The sequence below is a fragment of the Chitinophaga sp. genome, from assembly GCF_039596135.1.
Taxonomy (GTDB): Bacteria; Bacteroidota; Bacteroidia; order Chitinophagales; family Chitinophagaceae; genus Chitinophaga.
On the sequence record NZ_JBCNKH010000120.1, the window covers coordinates 1 to 13,810 of the forward strand.

Here is a 13,810-nt window from a genome sequence, read left to right on the forward strand (position 1 = left end):
ATCACAGCCACCACCGCATACACCTTCATCTTACTCAAATGTCTACGCAAAGCTTCCCGTACATTCCCACCTATCATACCTTGCCTCGCAAACACATACCCCACCACATTCCCAGCAATCACACTCAGCATCGCAACCACCAGCAATACATTCGCATATACCGGCTTCTTCCCGCCATCAAAAAAGTCATAATACACCATCAGGAACAATACAAACCCTACCAACTCGATCAACATCTGTCTCCGTATTTGCTTCAATACAGGATGCTGACGCTCACGCAATAATCCCGCATGTACTGTCGAAATTGGACTTTCTTCATTCCATGCAGCAAAAAGATCTTCCATAACTCATTTTTTTATTAGTTGTTAAACTTCTATTCTTTACTCATTTTTTAAATAGCTGCTGCACCTTCGCCTTTATCCTGCTCAGCCTCACGCCTACGTTACTTTCCGATATCCCAATAATCTCCCCGATCTCTTTATAGCTCAACTCTTCCAAATACAAAGTAATAATCGCCTTTTCATCATCCTTCAATTTCCGCAACACCTCAAACAACTCGCCCCCACGTTCATCCAATACCTCTGCCCTATCCGGCAATACCTCCGGATAAACGATCGTCGGCCCCCGCTTTCGATACGCAGCTATCGCCGTACTCAGCGCTACCTTATACATCCATGTACTGAACGCAGCCGTGCCACTATACGACCCTATCGACTTCCACAACTGAAACACAATCTCCTGGAACAAATCCTCCCTATCCTCCTTCGTATCCCGGTACAACCTGCATATCTTATGAATGATTCCCTGGTGCTGCCCAATCAGTTGTAAAAATTGCGTTTCATTCATAACTTTTTATATTTGCCATTTCCATGTTAGTTGCAAAACTTTCCAAAAACTTACACGGAACCAAAAAAAACTTTAAACATGAAAAAACGCCCATATACCATCTGTCTGATGATGACCACCCTCGACGGTAAGATCCTCGTTGACAAGTGGGGTGACAGCCCCCGGATTGAAAAGCTGGGCGGTAAATTTGAGGAAGTACACAACCAGATTGGCAGCTATTCATGGATTGTAGGCCGTACCACCATGGAAAAAGACTTTACCAACTTTGCAAAACCGGTCTATAAGCCCGGTACTCACTCCATTCCCCGCACTGATAGCAACGCCAATCCGGACGCCGGCACATATGCTATTGTTATTGACCCACATGCAAAATTAGGATGGGAAAAATCTGAAATGCACGGCGACCATGTTATCACGGTACTCGCGGAAAGTGTGCCTGATGCCTACCTGGCACACCTGCAGGACATTGGGGTATCTTACATCTTTGGCGGTGTTACTGAAATCGATCTGAATATTGTTCTCGAAAAATTATACAACCTGTTCAGGATTGATATCCTCATGGTAGAAGGCGGTGGCCACCTCAATGGCAGCTTTCTCAATGAAGGACTCATTGATGAATACCATCACCTGCTACTGCCAGTCGTAGACGGGAACCATGATAACCCGGCCATGTTTGAAATAGCGCAGAAAGGTAAAAAATTCGATGCCGCCCTGTTTAAATTGGAGCAGGTTAAGAGGATTGAAGATGATGTACTCTGGCTGACGTATAGTTGTGGCCCTCAGGTGAAAAAAATCCATTGAAGCCAATAAATTTAAGAGAAGCCGCCCCGTAAATAAGGCGGCCTTTTTTTTATTTCTCTGTATTCATCTGTGAAAGCGAAAACCAATTTCCCGAGTCATCTGAAAACAACGCCTCATATGCATAAAACTCCTTCGTGGGTGGTTTCTTAAAAACTACCCCTTTAGCTTTCATCTCTTCATACGTTGCCATCAGGTCATTGCAGGTAAACACTGCGGTACCAAAAGTGCCCTTCTGAATTAACTGCCGCATCATCGCTACTGACTCGTTGTCAAACATTCCTCCTTCTGCTACCAGAAACAGGGTAATTTCCAGCTCTGGCTGTTCCGGAGGCGTTACCGTGAGCCATCGGCCATCTTTGCCCATCGGTACATCAGTATGTACCCTGAAACCTAACTTGTTTACATAGAAATCGTATGCACGATCCTGGTCTAGAACGTACACGCACATGTGCGTCACTTTTGTAATCATTTTTGGGAGTATTTTTGTTGAAGCGAATTAACGACTTTTATTTTCAGCGCACTTCTTCAAAATTGCTAATAAAACAACCCGGAATATATTTCAAAGGTTGCTGCTGCTGATCTGCCCGGTACGCAATGAATGCTGTAGGTGTCATTCCAAAGGCCTGTTTAAACTTGCCACTAAAGGTGCTCAGACTCTCAAATCCAACGGCCACACATACATCTGAAACGGTCATACCTTTGGCTAATAAGAGCTTTGCCTTTTCCTGCCTGACTGCTATTAAATACAGGTGCGGTGTACGACCGTACATTTTCCTGAATAACCGGATAAAATGGAATTTAGAAAAATATGCCTCGTCAGAAATCTGATCGAGATCGATGGGGTCAGCACTGTTGTTATCAATAAACAACTTTGCCTGTACGATGCGTTTATATAGATAAAATCCCGGTGGCATAGATTTAAAGGTACAAAAAAGGGCATGGGTTTTCAAGTTTATCAAAATACAAAAAACCGCTTTCCTTCTAATTCGAAGAAAAGCGGTTTGAATGATTACATCAGTCAATTACATCACGGGTGTGTATAGATCGTATACACCAGTGTGCCGGATGGAGGTAAACCATAACCACCACCAGTCCAGCCATAAGCCACCACGGTTCCGTTGGTAGGATTAAGATCTGCATCACTTACTACCAGGGCATTTGCCAGTGTGCTCCATGCAATGAACGTACCGTCTGGTGAGTACCATGCATAGTTCACGATCTTTGCAGCTGACTTAGTAGCAGGTTGCTTTACTTCCTTAATGGGAGTAAAAGAGCAGAACAATAAAACCAGCGTGAAGAGAGAAAGGGACAAGAGGGCTTTCATGTTTCTCATGTGGGTTGTCTTTAATGATTAACAAATAGAGGGTTATTTCCTTTTAAAGATACAAAAGATGTGAATTGAAAAATATTAAAATCAGCTTAAGTTTTGATCTCTTCTGTTTAAATACAGAAGAGATCAAAAATATTATTTACAACTAATCACTGACTGCTGTTGCGCAGGTACAGATGATCCCATTGCCTTTGACAGCTTAAACAAATTACTACTTGGTGAATCTACCGGCAATCCATTCGCTTCGCGGATCAACTGGAATATATGATCCGGTCTGACCACCACATAGTCTGAATTTAGTGCAGTTGCAGCATTCTTAAAGCTGGTAGGCGTTACACCTTGCCAGGGCTGTGCCTGGATAATGATAAATCTCGGTGATGTTCCATTCCAACCTGCAGCCGCAGAAGCAATATTATCTTTGATAGTCTGTTCCGTTGTACAATAGTTACAATTCAGCGCCATACCTGGCAGCGTATTGTTATAAATCGTCAGACCACCATTGGTATTCTGCGCGGTCAGTCCTAACAGTGAAGGCGCATAGGTAGCATACGTCTGACCTACATTCTGATTGATACCACCAGTGATGGTATTCCATACCGTTATTACTCTGAATCCTGCGCGCAGATTGTAATCTTCTGTCTTCGCCACAAACTGGTTCAGCTTTGTCTGATCCCAGCTGTTAGGATAAGTATATCCATAGCCAGAAGGACCGCTGATCAGGTTATCATTATCCGTTGATGACTGCCAGTAATAGTTCAATGCACCCGGCATTGCATCCAGCATGGCTGGTGACAGCGTCCATCCCATAGGCACCTGTCCGCGACCCGGATCATTCCACAATTTGCGCATCAGGTGCTCAACGTATTGCAGGTTATCACCATCGCTCAATATGAAGGCTACATAAATTTTATTCTGCAAAGCCGGTTTCTGCGGCATGGCTTTCAGGTTCACAGTCCTTGGCATACCGCTATGTACGGTAAGGTTCGAAGACCAGTCACTCGCAATTGTGGTGATGCCATAAGTAGACGTTCTTTGCACACCTGGCCCCTCGTTCGGCCACCAACCCATGAAGTTAGCACCCGCAGGCATTGAAGCCAGGAAACTGTTCAGCAGGGTGCTTTCTTCTGCAATATCGGGATCCAGCCAGATGGTAGCAGCACCAATAGCAGTGGCATATTCACGCAATGCAGCTTTGTGTACATCCGGGTTTAAACCGATTAATAAACGCTTATCTGCATTCGGCCAGTAAGTGTTGTACATGGCCTGGTACACCGCCATCTTGCTGCTGTACATGCCACGCAGATCCGTTAAGATGGGCAGGTTGTAAGGTGCTGCCTGCAATTTGGCCAGCAATGTAGGTGAAGCAATCAATGCATTCTTGCTTTTTGCCAGCATGGTGGCCAGGTTCACAGTATGAATCTGCGATGGATCATACACAATCAAACCGGCTATTTCGCTACGGTATTTTGTAATAAGGCTATACTTATCAGACACGTCGTTATAGCTCAATCCCAGGGAATTCAGCCAGGTGTACTGTCCTTCGGCAAATGCATCGCCTTCGTAAGAGAAAATACGTGGCTGTGTCTTGTTGACAATGCCTTTCAGTGATGCAAATAAATACATTTCTGCAGAAGAATTATTCTGCTGTACTGCTACATAATCCACTTTCGTGTAAGCGGTACCACGCCAATATACACGCAGTTCAATCGACTGATTGTCTGCCGGCATGGTAAACGGCAATGTGAAAGTGACATAATCACCCGCAATAGAAAACATAGTACGGGTAATGGTTTGCGACGCAAGAACTACGCCGGTGGTTGCATTTCGCACATCAATATCCACCACAGGATCATTGTTGGCAGTATTGTTGTCCGTCTTCATACGGAACTCTGCTACATTCGCGCCTGCGGGAATAGTGTTGTCATAAGGACCATAAATCATATGGTCGTTGGCGGCATCGATGCCGACCTGGCAAAGCCAGCCATCGGTTTCTAAGCGGCCTGTTTTATGACTCAGTGAAGAACCTTCAGCCTCCCATCTGGTGGAAGTTTCGCGAAGGATAATCAGGTCCTGCATTTGTGCTGTAGCAGGAAATGATGGAAGTAACTGGCCCTGGGGCCAAGTGGTTTGGGCCATTGAGGGCATGGCGCAAAACGGCATGAGTAGCAACGATAGTGCTACTGCGATCTTTACGGACGGGTTACCGGGTTTGATCATAGGTGAACTATTAAATATGAATGATAACGTGTCCCTTCCAGGGTGAAGGGTCTTTAATGGACGCTAAGTACGCTCTGAGTCATTTTCAACGTGAACAGAATAAAAGTACGCATTAAAAGTGAATTGCAAAATATGATTGCGGATGGTTGGACGCTAAAAGGATTTAACAAACTGGGAATCAATTGAATTGTGAGATTAAATCTTAACAATGAAAAACGTTTCTTTCGCCTTTAGGTGAAAGAAACGTTTTTCATTGTTAAGCAAAAGGTCAGATAATTATGAAAATGACTGCCTGAATTCTAACGGTGATAAATTCGTTTTCGCCTTAAATAATTTACTAAAACTCTGCGGATGCTCGAACCCCAACTGATACGCGATCTCACTTACGGACAGCGTTGTTGTAGACAGCTGTACCTTTGCCTGCTCAATCAGTCTCTCATGTATATGCTGTTGCGTACTTAACCCTGTCAGCGCCTTCAGCAACCCACTTAAATAATCTGCGGAAACATGCAGCTGTGTTGCTACATAACTCACCGTAGGTAATCCTTTCTGCTCTTTAATATATACTTCCAGTAAATTATCTAATTGCGCCAGCAGCTGATGACTACTTCTTCTCCTTGTCAAAAACTGTCGCTGATAAAAGCGCTCTGAATAGTTCAGCAACGATTCCAACAAAGAGATAATAATATTATGACTAAAGGTATCTATGTTCGCAAAAATCTCCTGCTCTATATTATTTACAATATACACGAGCGTACTCTCTTCTTTTTCGGAAAGAAACAACGCCTCATTCACCGCATAATCAAAAAACGCATACTGCCGCATTTTTCTTGCCAACGGAGTATTCCAGAGAAAATCAGGATGTACCATCAGCATCCATCCCCTTGTCGCTGCCATGCTCTGCTCATCGATCTCCATGCCAAACACCTGACCGGGTGCCATAAAAGATAATACCCCTGCATCAAAATCGTAATCCTGCTGCCCGTATTTTATCTTTACGCCCTTTGCAAAGCCCTGCTTCAGGGCTATGAGATAAAAGTCAGTCACTAACGTCTTAGGCTCAAATACTGGTAATTCTTTGATAGTTTCCAGATGCACCACACTGATCAATGGATGCCCTGTCATGGGCAGGCCCCTTAGCTGATGCAATTCGCTGATTGATTTTACTCTATATGGTTGCATTTTCAAATTTAGTAAGCTGCTGCAAATAAAGGTGCAAAATCCTTTAGCTTTCTTTTTCCTAGCACAGGCCGATGTTCAAAGTATTTTTTCTGCACCTCACCGGTATGTTGTGCAGCCTGCATTTCTACCAGCATAGCTGCCAGTTCCTTTGGCATCCCCATCATTTCCATGCCCTGTTGAACCTGGTCTGCAGGCAATGCCTGCCATTGCAAATCTGGTTTGCCGATGGCGGTACCCAGTATATGTGCCGCTTCATTGCAGGTAAGTTCATCGCTGGCTACATAGCGGATTTTTATTCCCTGTACAGATGTTTCCAGTTCTTCCACAACTACATCTGCAATATCCTCAGGTGCTACAAAGGCAATCAGGTCATCACCGCCATAGTTAGACATGATCATTCCATATGTTCTGATCATGCCAATGAGGCCGTAAAAATTGGAATAGAAAGAACCGGGTCTTAAATGGGTCACACTCACATCAGGCAGGTTGTTAAAAAATCCTTCTGTACTGTTGTCTTTGATTACTGCTGCCGCCCAGCCACTGAGATTGATCACTCTTTTGATATTATTTGCCTGAATTGCCTGCACGTAGTTATCTGCAATGCGTGTAAAATATCCCAGTTGATCCTGTTCTGCCATATTGAAGGGAATCATACAATATACAGCGTCTGCTCCTTTAAAGGTCTCCTGTAAAAAAGCACCATCTTCCAGGCTGCCGATGGCTGGCTTTGCACCTAAGGATGAAATCGTTCCGGCCTTTGAAGCATCACTGCTGACGATTGTTACATCATGTCCTTTTTCTACTAATAAAACTGCCAGTGGTTTGCTGATATTTCCTAATGATCCTGTTACAATGATTTTCATATGATTATGATTTCAGGCAAATGTAGTTTTGCCTAAAGACCTTCACGTAGCCGAATCCGGTCTACTTGTAGCCAAATCCTTGTAACTTTGCCAGATGAAAGCAGGTCAATTTATACATGCCAGTTCGCTACTGGATGATAGCATCTTTGAAGATGCGATTATTTTCATTACAGAATATAATGAAAAGGGAGCGATGGGATTTGTGGTGAATAAACAGTTTCCACGCGGCCTGACTGAGCTGGAAGAATTTAAAAACGGGCTGCCGTTCCCTTTGTATGAGGGTGGGCCGGTGGACCAGGAACATCTCTTTTTTGTACACCAACGGCCTGATCTCATTCCGGGTGGTACCCCGGTAACAGAAAAGATGTACTACGGAGGTGATTTTAAAACCGCCGTAGCACATATAAATAAGCGTGCCCTTGCAGGGCAGGATATTAAAATATTTATTGGGTATTGTGGGTGGGATCATGCAGAACTGGAAGCAGAAATTGCAGAAGGTAGCTGGACGGTTTCAGATACCGGCGAGGTTTTTAATTAAGATACACTACTTAATCACCTCCTGAAACACTGCGTGATCGGCTATCTTATGATAAATGATATCATGCCCTGTGTTATTCACATGCACACCATCTCCATAAGCCACGGCTGCCCTGATCGTTCCATCTTCTGCAGCCAGGGTATCATACACATTACTAAAATGCCCGCCAAAAGCCGCCTGCATCTTTACATTCAGCGTTTTTAACCTCGTTCTGTAAGCCACATCCGGAAAGTTTCTCGGCTGGGTACCAAACACAATGTACTTTACCTTCGCTGAATCCAGTAAGCGAATCATCTCATTGAAATTATCCATGATCTCATCGTCTGTATAATCATACGCGACATCATTAGTAGGATAAGACATGATTACCAGCGAAGGATGGAAGGACAAGGCCGCAGTGATATTATGAAGGGTATCAGTTGCGGGGCGCCCTGGTTTCGTGAAGTTTTTCGGAATCCCCTGGTAAGTGGTGAGTCCTATTATGCCCAGGTTGTAATAAGTAAGTATCCGCTTATTATTCTTTGTAGACAGTATTAACCTGTTTACCCAGGATGAATCGGAAGGACTGGCTCCCATGCCGGCAGCAGTGGAAGAACCAATAATAACAATGGTGGCGGAATCTGCTTTGGAAGGGGCCGGGTTAGTCGGTGTTGATGGATTAGTCCCGGGGTCTTTTATGTCAGCATTCTCGTTTTTACCACACGCAATGAATAAAGTGGCTAACGCAAAGTAGCGATATAGGTAACGTTTCACAGCAGCAAAGATATTACCGGCAGGTATACCGCTGTTCACACCTTCATGTTAGGGTGCATAGCAAATAAAATCAATTTATTGTGAAAGTATATACATTAGGTATTTGGAATCATTATCAGTAGAAAACGCGTCTGCAACCAACCTCTACAACTCTGCTACACACTTCTGTGTGTAGTATATTTTAAATTTTCACCCTATCACCAACGCCTATATCAATACGACTACAGCCGCGAAAAACTTTTCGACGCGGTGGTAGCAGATAATAAACAACCGGTTCAAAGGTATGTCTTTGATCAGGGCTGGTAACTGGAATAAAATCAGTAAAATAATTGCAGCAGAATTAACAAATTGTCAGGTAACAGTTGTTCGGTTACAGCAACGATAATCGTTGCTCTACTAATCTGATCTTCCCCATCCAATAGCCTTTGGCTTCTTCTCTTTCTTTGTTGGTTTCCTGTCGCAACTGTTGCAATTCACCATTGTAAATGGTAATCAACCCATTCAGATGCGCGATTAATCCTTCCTTCGTATTAGGAACATACCCGGGTCCGGAGCAGCCGCACGAATGAAAAGCGATGCCCACTGAGTATAATAACCGCAGGTGTTCCCATGCCTTAATTTTCCCCTTTCCAGGAGCTTCGAAGTCCATGCCCATGTCAGCCATCAGCTCCCCGCAATCAGGGCACTTGGCCAGTTTGGCATATGCATGTCCGCCCGTTCCGGAACAGGAACAGTCATCAGAAATACGCCTCTTAAAGGTCTTACGGCATTTAAAACAAGCATAGTGTGGCTTGTATACGGAATATCCATATCGACACATATATACAGTTAATTAGGGTAATGTGTCACAAAGATAATACGCTCATACCATAGCATTTCTTTATAAAATGTTATAATTTGTCTATACAACATTCACTTGTTATCCTAACCAAAATTCAGTGTAAATCATCTATTTCGGGCGTTCGCCTTTTTTTATGCGCGTTTAATGGCACCCAATATTCATGAACTAATTTTTTATCTTTATCACATGAGTACTAATTATCAACCCATCAATTGCGACTACTACGACCGTCTTGAAGCCTGGGCTACTATGCGCACCATCTGCCTCATCCGTTTTACCGGCGAGGACGGACAGATCCAGGAAGTTTCTGCCCGCATTGCCGATCTCTTCGTTCTTGAAAAGGTAGAATACATGCGCCTTGAAAATGGTGTCGTATTAAGACTCGATGTCCTTATCGATGTAAATAATATTCCCCTTCCCAACCATTGTTAAAAAATAACCACGCCATACAGACAGTCGGCAACAGCACAATACCTTACATTTACATCATGTCAGCACAAAAGGAAATCATCATTATAGGCGCCGGCGCCGCAGGTCTTATGGCAGCCAGGGAACTCTCCCCACAATACAACGTCACTATACTGGAAGCCCGGCCACAACCGGGAGGCAGAACGACTACTCATTACCCTGCACCCGGCATCCATATTGAAACCGGTGCTGAATTTATACATGGAGAACTGCCCGTCACACTATCTTTATTACAGGAGGCAGGTATTCCTTATCACCCTGTCAATGGGGAAATGTACCTCGCAGAAAATGGAGAACTCAAACAGGAAGAAGGATGGATTGAAGACTGGGACAATCTGCTTGATCATATGAGCAAAGCCCCTGAAACGACTACCATGCAACAACTATTGGATCAATATTATCCAGCCGGGCAATATGCAGACCTCCGCGACCACGTACAGGGCTATGTGGAAGGATACGACCTCGCTGATCTGAATAAAGTAAGCGTAAAATATCTCTATGATGAATGGACACTGGAACAGGGCACCAATTACAGAATTGAAAACGGCTACACCGCCCTTATCGATTACCTGAGCAAAGGATGTAAACTGATCACGAACCAAACCGTGCAAAACATTGCCTGGCAGCCCGGCCATGTTAAGGTTACGACCCAGGATCAAACTTATACTGCCCACAAAGTACTGGTCACTGTTCCTATCAATATTTTACAAAACGAAGGCATACAGTTCGCCCCCGCGCTCCCTGCGTATACAAAAGCTGCCCGACAAATAGGATGGGGAACCGTTATCAAATTCAACCTGATTTTCAAACAGGCTTTCTGGAAAAGAGATATCGGGTTTGTATTAAGCGACGAAGAAGTGCCGGTGTGGTGGACGCAGTCTGAAGATAGCTTAATACTCACTGGCTGGCTGGGAGGCCCACATGCAGAAGGCCCTCAAACTGATTTATTAAACAAGGCGCTCCACTCCCTGTCTAAAATTTTCAATGTAACAAACATTGAAGATCTGTTAGCACAAAGCTTTATCCATAACTGGTCAGCAGAACAAGCTATACACGGCGGCTATTCCTACGGCATGCCTGATTCCGAAAAAGCAAAAACGGTATTGACCACACCTGTGGCAGATACTATTTATTTTGCCGGAGAAGCGTTTTACACAGGCGATAGTCCCGGCACGGTTGAAGCAGCACTGCAAAATGGAAAAGACATCGCCATCAAAATAAAAAGCCCCCAATAAAGGGGGCTTCTTACCTATAAATTAATGTTTAGGTTTCGGTATCACCTTATACTTCCTGTCCTCTATCAGCTCCTTCAACCATACGCCATACTTCTTCTTATTCACCTTCTCATTATACTCCTCATCCAGCACCACTCTTCCCTTCACAATCTCATAGTAAATATAAGGCACATAATACACAGAATCTGCAGCAGGATAAGGCGCTACCGTATACGCTCCCCCTACTTCCAGGTTCTGGTCATGGTCATAATCCCTGATATCAGAAGATACCACATTACCGATAGAATCTGCCTTACTATTATTCACGCTGAAAATGATCAGGTCTTTAATGTCTGCACCACGACTTACTTCCAGGAATAAAAATACATTGCCTCCATTTTCAATGAGTTTATTGCGCCTGCTATCTAAAAACTCCGCACCGTTACTCAGCAGGTAGGTACGGTTACCATTTACAAAAATGGTCCCTTTGTTAATATTAATCTGCTGATTTTTTGTGCTTACGAAGTGAAAATTTGATTTCTGTCCAAAAGCTGGCAGGGCTATAAATGCCAGCAGACAATGTCTGAGTTTTAATTTCATAGTGTAGTTGTTAAAATCGGGTAGAAACTTAAACATTTTTTAGGAAAAAAACTTTTGCTGATTTCTAAAACCGCCTCCTTGCCCCCATAAATCTTATAAAAAAAGCCGCAATCACTTGCGGCTTTTCAAATTCGTTATTGCTGTTGCGTTTCGGGCTGCGTTTGTTGCTGTGGCTGTTGCCTGCGTTCCATCTGCTGTTTGTAATAATTCCTTTTGGCATCGTACACAGCATTGTCACGTTCCCGTTTCAGCTGTCTTATCTCCTGTCTCCTCTCCTTACCACTCAGATCCCTGTCCATTTTCACAGAAGCGATCCTGTCTGCATAGTCATTTTTAATGTCCATCACCTGCAGATCGAGTTTGGTAGGTCGATAAGGAGCCGCATAGTAAGGGTATGGATATCCCCAGTAGCCAAATGGTGAGTAAAATGGGCTATAATAACCAAAACCACCGCCTACTATGACGGTTGTACGGCCGCCCCCATGGTAACCACCATGTCCGGGACCCATTGCAAATGCACCAGTAGCCATTACAGTCATCGTTAACGCAATTATTATCTTTTTCATGACTCCTCCTTTTCTTTTTTATAGTTGTTAGACTATCGTTTAAAGAAAAAATTTAATGGTCAGAAGATTTTAGCAAAGCATTAACAAATTGACAGTCAGGGTATCCGGGTATCTATTGGGTGCATTGTGTACTGCCGTATATTTCTCCTTTTGTCATCGGCTATGATCAGTACATTTCCGCCTTTGCTGAACCATACTTCCCTGCATATATCCGGGTGCTTATCTGCCACATCTACCACCTTTCGCTCACTCACGCTGTACAAACGCTCCTTTTCCTGGTCATCTGTCCACAGGTACAGCTCTCCATCTTTCCAAAAGGATTTCAGCTCCTGGTACACGAATCGCCACATTTCGGTCCGCCCGTCTGTTTTTCTATGGGCCATTTCCACATAATCCCTGCGCACGATTGCATCTGTACTATCTATGGTCAATACAACAGGATCTCCAAAATTGTACATTTTTTCATTTTTCACAATGTTCAGACCAACCAGCATCGTTTGACGCTTAAAATCCCGCCGGAGGACCATAGGATAAAAAAAAGTATCTGTGCCGAGGTTCCAGTAGGTGAAATGACTTTTCAGACCATTGTCTATCTCCATTGTACAAATACCTTCATAGCAGTTACGCAGATCTGTGATGATGGAGGTAGTCTCTGCATGGCGTAAAGGAGGCGGGCCGCCGGCAGAATTGTAAATACCGGCAGAGATATAGGGTCTGCCCGTCACCGGGTCCAGGGCCATGCCCCACAAATTGAGCAGATGGCCCCGGACATCTGTTTTGGGTATGGCCTGCTTATGCAGGGAGGCCGTTTCCGGATTAAAACGGATCAATTCGTCCTGTAAAAAATACACGTCGCCATTGTAGGTGATCATGTCTATGTCCAAACGGCTGTCCCTGTTTAATGGCCTGTAGAGAAAATCAACCGTGGTAACAGAATCGCCATTCACATTGAACCATTCCAGTTGTGTGCCGTTTAAACACGCAAACCCTTTTCCTGGTACTGAAATAACCTGGTGAAATCCCCCACATCTGTCCTGCTTGTATTCCCGCACAGGGGTTGACTGCCCCACCTTATAAAACCCAATTGTGAATCCCATTCTATCATGATAAGTCAGGCAGATCTGCTCCCCATTCTGCGCGGCATCTACGCCAAAGAGTGCAGGTCCGTCTATCTCTATGGTTAACAAAGGATGCCACTGATCATCCATCAAATCGTAATGGCTGATGCGGTTTTTGACCGACATCTTTGCATAACCACTGATTTGTTTATTGTTATAAATGGGAATAATGACCGATCTGCTACTGTCTTCAATCACCCTAGTCTGGGCCTGCACACTCACGGCTAACAAGCATAGATATGGGAACAATAATTTCATAAACGGGTCACTTTAATTTAACATAGAGAAAAAAAGCAGGCCAAAGCCTGCTAATCACGAATTTATATCACAATCGCTCCAGCTCCTTCATATACTCATACTGCAAATCCTCGTGCTGCCCCTCTATCGCTTTCTTTATTTTCTTTATCTGCCCCAGGTAAATAGTGGTCAATGCCGGACTCTCCCCCACCTTGATCCCTGCCTTTTTGATCTTC

17 protein-coding genes are annotated in these 13,810 nt (G+C 44.0%); 4 read left to right on the top strand and 13 right to left on the bottom strand.

Annotated features, from left to right (window positions below; all coding sequences use genetic code 11):
- Together ABDW16_RS30645 and ABDW16_RS30650 are read right to left on the bottom strand one after the other, a co-directional pair.
- The coding region (locus ABDW16_RS30645; RefSeq protein ID WP_343675226.1) for a hypothetical protein at positions 1 to 344 on the bottom strand (344 nt) is incomplete at its 3' end.
- A 40-nt stretch (positions 345 to 384) separates the two neighbouring features.
- The gene (locus ABDW16_RS30650; RefSeq protein ID WP_343675228.1) at positions 385 to 846 is read right to left on the bottom strand and encodes a sigma-70 family RNA polymerase sigma factor; all 462 of its coding nucleotides are present in this window, start codon (positions 844 to 846) and stop codon (positions 385 to 387) included.
- A gap of 78 nt (positions 847 to 924) precedes the next feature.
- On the opposite strand from ABDW16_RS30650, the gene ABDW16_RS30655 reads away from it, so the two are divergent.
- Complete coding sequence (locus tag ABDW16_RS30655) at positions 925 to 1,647, top strand: RibD family protein (protein ID WP_343675230.1); 723 nt, start codon at positions 925 to 927, stop codon at positions 1,645 to 1,647.
- A 49-nt stretch (positions 1,648 to 1,696) separates the two neighbouring features.
- On the opposite strand, the gene ABDW16_RS30660 is transcribed toward ABDW16_RS30655, so the two are convergent.
- The 6 genes from ABDW16_RS30660 to ABDW16_RS30685 all read right to left on the bottom strand — a co-directional run bounded on the left by ABDW16_RS30660 (position 1,697) and on the right by ABDW16_RS30685 (position 7,239).
- A complete protein-coding gene (locus tag ABDW16_RS30660; RefSeq protein ID WP_343675231.1) occupies positions 1,697 to 2,116 on the bottom strand; it encodes a VOC family protein in 420 nt (139 codons plus the stop codon).
- Between the two features lie 43 nt (positions 2,117 to 2,159).
- Entirely contained in the window at positions 2,160 to 2,561 is a 402-nt protein-coding gene (locus ABDW16_RS30665; protein ID WP_343675232.1) for an AraC family transcriptional regulator, read from the bottom strand.
- 113 nt (positions 2,562 to 2,674) lie between these two features.
- Positions 2,675 to 2,980: a hypothetical protein gene (locus ABDW16_RS30670; protein WP_343675233.1), complete on the bottom strand. Its 306-nt coding sequence runs from the start codon at positions 2,978 to 2,980 to the stop codon at positions 2,675 to 2,677.
- A 132-nt stretch (positions 2,981 to 3,112) separates the two neighbouring features.
- Positions 3,113 to 5,194, bottom strand: coding sequence for a GxGYxYP domain-containing protein (locus tag ABDW16_RS30675; protein WP_343675235.1), 2,082 nt, complete (start codon positions 5,192 to 5,194; stop codon positions 3,113 to 3,115).
- Between the two features lie 276 nt (positions 5,195 to 5,470).
- Positions 5,471 to 6,376 carry a helix-turn-helix transcriptional regulator gene (locus tag ABDW16_RS30680; protein ID WP_343675236.1) on the bottom strand — a complete coding sequence of 302 codons (906 nt, stop codon included), beginning with the start codon at positions 6,374 to 6,376 and terminating at the stop codon, positions 5,471 to 5,473.
- An 8-nt stretch (positions 6,377 to 6,384) separates the two neighbouring features.
- Positions 6,385 to 7,239 (bottom strand): NAD(P)H-binding protein, encoded by an 855-nt coding sequence (locus ABDW16_RS30685; RefSeq protein ID WP_343675237.1) that lies wholly within the window; start codon positions 7,237 to 7,239, stop codon positions 6,385 to 6,387.
- Between the two features lie 94 nt (positions 7,240 to 7,333).
- Here ABDW16_RS30685 and ABDW16_RS30690 point away from each other — a divergent pair, with 94 nt between their 5' ends.
- Positions 7,334 to 7,777 carry a YqgE/AlgH family protein gene (locus ABDW16_RS30690; RefSeq protein WP_343675239.1) on the top strand — a complete coding sequence of 148 codons (444 nt, stop codon included), beginning with the start codon at positions 7,334 to 7,336 and terminating at the stop codon, positions 7,775 to 7,777.
- A gap of 6 nt (positions 7,778 to 7,783) precedes the next feature.
- Here the strand turns inward: ABDW16_RS30690 and ABDW16_RS30695 are convergent, their stop codons facing one another.
- Together ABDW16_RS30695 and ABDW16_RS30700 are read right to left on the bottom strand one after the other, a co-directional pair.
- Positions 7,784 to 8,569, bottom strand: a complete 786-nt coding sequence (locus ABDW16_RS30695; protein WP_343675240.1) for an SGNH/GDSL hydrolase family protein — start codon at positions 8,567 to 8,569, stop codon at positions 7,784 to 7,786.
- Between the two features lie 331 nt (positions 8,570 to 8,900).
- The gene (locus tag ABDW16_RS30700; RefSeq protein WP_343675241.1) at positions 8,901 to 9,350 is read right to left on the bottom strand and encodes a hypothetical protein; all 450 of its coding nucleotides are present in this window, start codon (positions 9,348 to 9,350) and stop codon (positions 8,901 to 8,903) included.
- 207 nt (positions 9,351 to 9,557) lie between these two features.
- Between ABDW16_RS30700 and ABDW16_RS30705 the strand changes: the two genes are divergently transcribed.
- On the top strand, positions 9,558 to 9,803 hold the full coding sequence (locus ABDW16_RS30705) for a hypothetical protein (RefSeq protein ID WP_343675243.1): 246 nt from the start codon (positions 9,558 to 9,560) through the stop codon (positions 9,801 to 9,803).
- Positions 9,804 to 9,859: 56 nt separating this feature from the next.
- The gene (locus ABDW16_RS30710) at positions 9,860 to 11,074 is read left to right on the top strand and encodes an NAD(P)/FAD-dependent oxidoreductase (RefSeq protein ID WP_343675245.1); all 1,215 of its coding nucleotides are present in this window, start codon (positions 9,860 to 9,862) and stop codon (positions 11,072 to 11,074) included.
- A gap of 21 nt (positions 11,075 to 11,095) precedes the next feature.
- On the opposite strand, the gene ABDW16_RS30715 is transcribed toward ABDW16_RS30710, so the two are convergent.
- The 3 genes from ABDW16_RS30715 to ABDW16_RS30725 form a co-directional block, all read right to left on the bottom strand.
- A complete protein-coding gene (locus ABDW16_RS30715) occupies positions 11,096 to 11,653 on the bottom strand; it encodes a hypothetical protein (protein ID WP_343675247.1) in 558 nt (185 codons plus the stop codon).
- Positions 11,654 to 11,787: 134 nt separating this feature from the next.
- On the bottom strand, positions 11,788 to 12,219 hold the full coding sequence (locus ABDW16_RS30720) for a hypothetical protein (RefSeq protein ID WP_343675249.1): 432 nt from the start codon (positions 12,217 to 12,219) through the stop codon (positions 11,788 to 11,790).
- Positions 12,220 to 12,314: 95 nt separating this feature from the next.
- Positions 12,315 to 13,595: a hypothetical protein gene (locus ABDW16_RS30725; protein ID WP_343675250.1), complete on the bottom strand. Its 1,281-nt coding sequence runs from the start codon at positions 13,593 to 13,595 to the stop codon at positions 12,315 to 12,317.
- Positions 13,596 to 13,810 lie beyond the last annotated feature (215 nt).

Coding starts and splice junctions, on each gene's coding strand:
- ABDW16_RS30650 (WP_343675228.1), bottom strand. CDS start 846: ATGAATGAAACGCAATTTTTACAACTGATTGGGCAGCACCAGGGAATC.
- ABDW16_RS30655 (WP_343675230.1), top strand. CDS start 925: ATGAAAAAACGCCCATATACCATCTGTCTGATGATGACCACCCTCGAC.
- ABDW16_RS30660 (WP_343675231.1), bottom strand. CDS start 2,116: ATGATTACAAAAGTGACGCACATGTGCGTGTACGTTCTAGACCAGGAT.
- ABDW16_RS30665 (WP_343675232.1), bottom strand. CDS start 2,561: ATGCCACCGGGATTTTATCTATATAAACGCATCGTACAGGCAAAGTTG.
- ABDW16_RS30670 (WP_343675233.1), bottom strand. CDS start 2,980: ATGAGAAACATGAAAGCCCTCTTGTCCCTTTCTCTCTTCACGCTGGTT.
- ABDW16_RS30675 (WP_343675235.1), bottom strand. CDS start 5,194: ATGATCAAACCCGGTAACCCGTCCGTAAAGATCGCAGTAGCACTATCG.
- ABDW16_RS30680 (WP_343675236.1), bottom strand. CDS start 6,376: ATGCAACCATATAGAGTAAAATCAATCAGCGAATTGCATCAGCTAAGG.
- ABDW16_RS30685 (WP_343675237.1), bottom strand. CDS start 7,239: ATGAAAATCATTGTAACAGGATCATTAGGAAATATCAGCAAACCACTG.
- ABDW16_RS30690 (WP_343675239.1), top strand. CDS start 7,334: ATGAAAGCAGGTCAATTTATACATGCCAGTTCGCTACTGGATGATAGC.
- ABDW16_RS30700 (WP_343675241.1), bottom strand. CDS start 9,350: ATGTGTCGATATGGATATTCCGTATACAAGCCACACTATGCTTGTTTT.
- ABDW16_RS30705 (WP_343675243.1), top strand. CDS start 9,558: ATGAGTACTAATTATCAACCCATCAATTGCGACTACTACGACCGTCTT.
- ABDW16_RS30710 (WP_343675245.1), top strand. CDS start 9,860: ATGTCAGCACAAAAGGAAATCATCATTATAGGCGCCGGCGCCGCAGGT.
- ABDW16_RS30715 (WP_343675247.1), bottom strand. CDS start 11,653: ATGAAATTAAAACTCAGACATTGTCTGCTGGCATTTATAGCCCTGCCA.
- ABDW16_RS30720 (WP_343675249.1), bottom strand. CDS start 12,219: ATGAAAAAGATAATAATTGCGTTAACGATGACTGTAATGGCTACTGGT.
- ABDW16_RS30725 (WP_343675250.1), bottom strand. CDS start 13,595: ATGAAATTATTGTTCCCATATCTATGCTTGTTAGCCGTGAGTGTGCAG.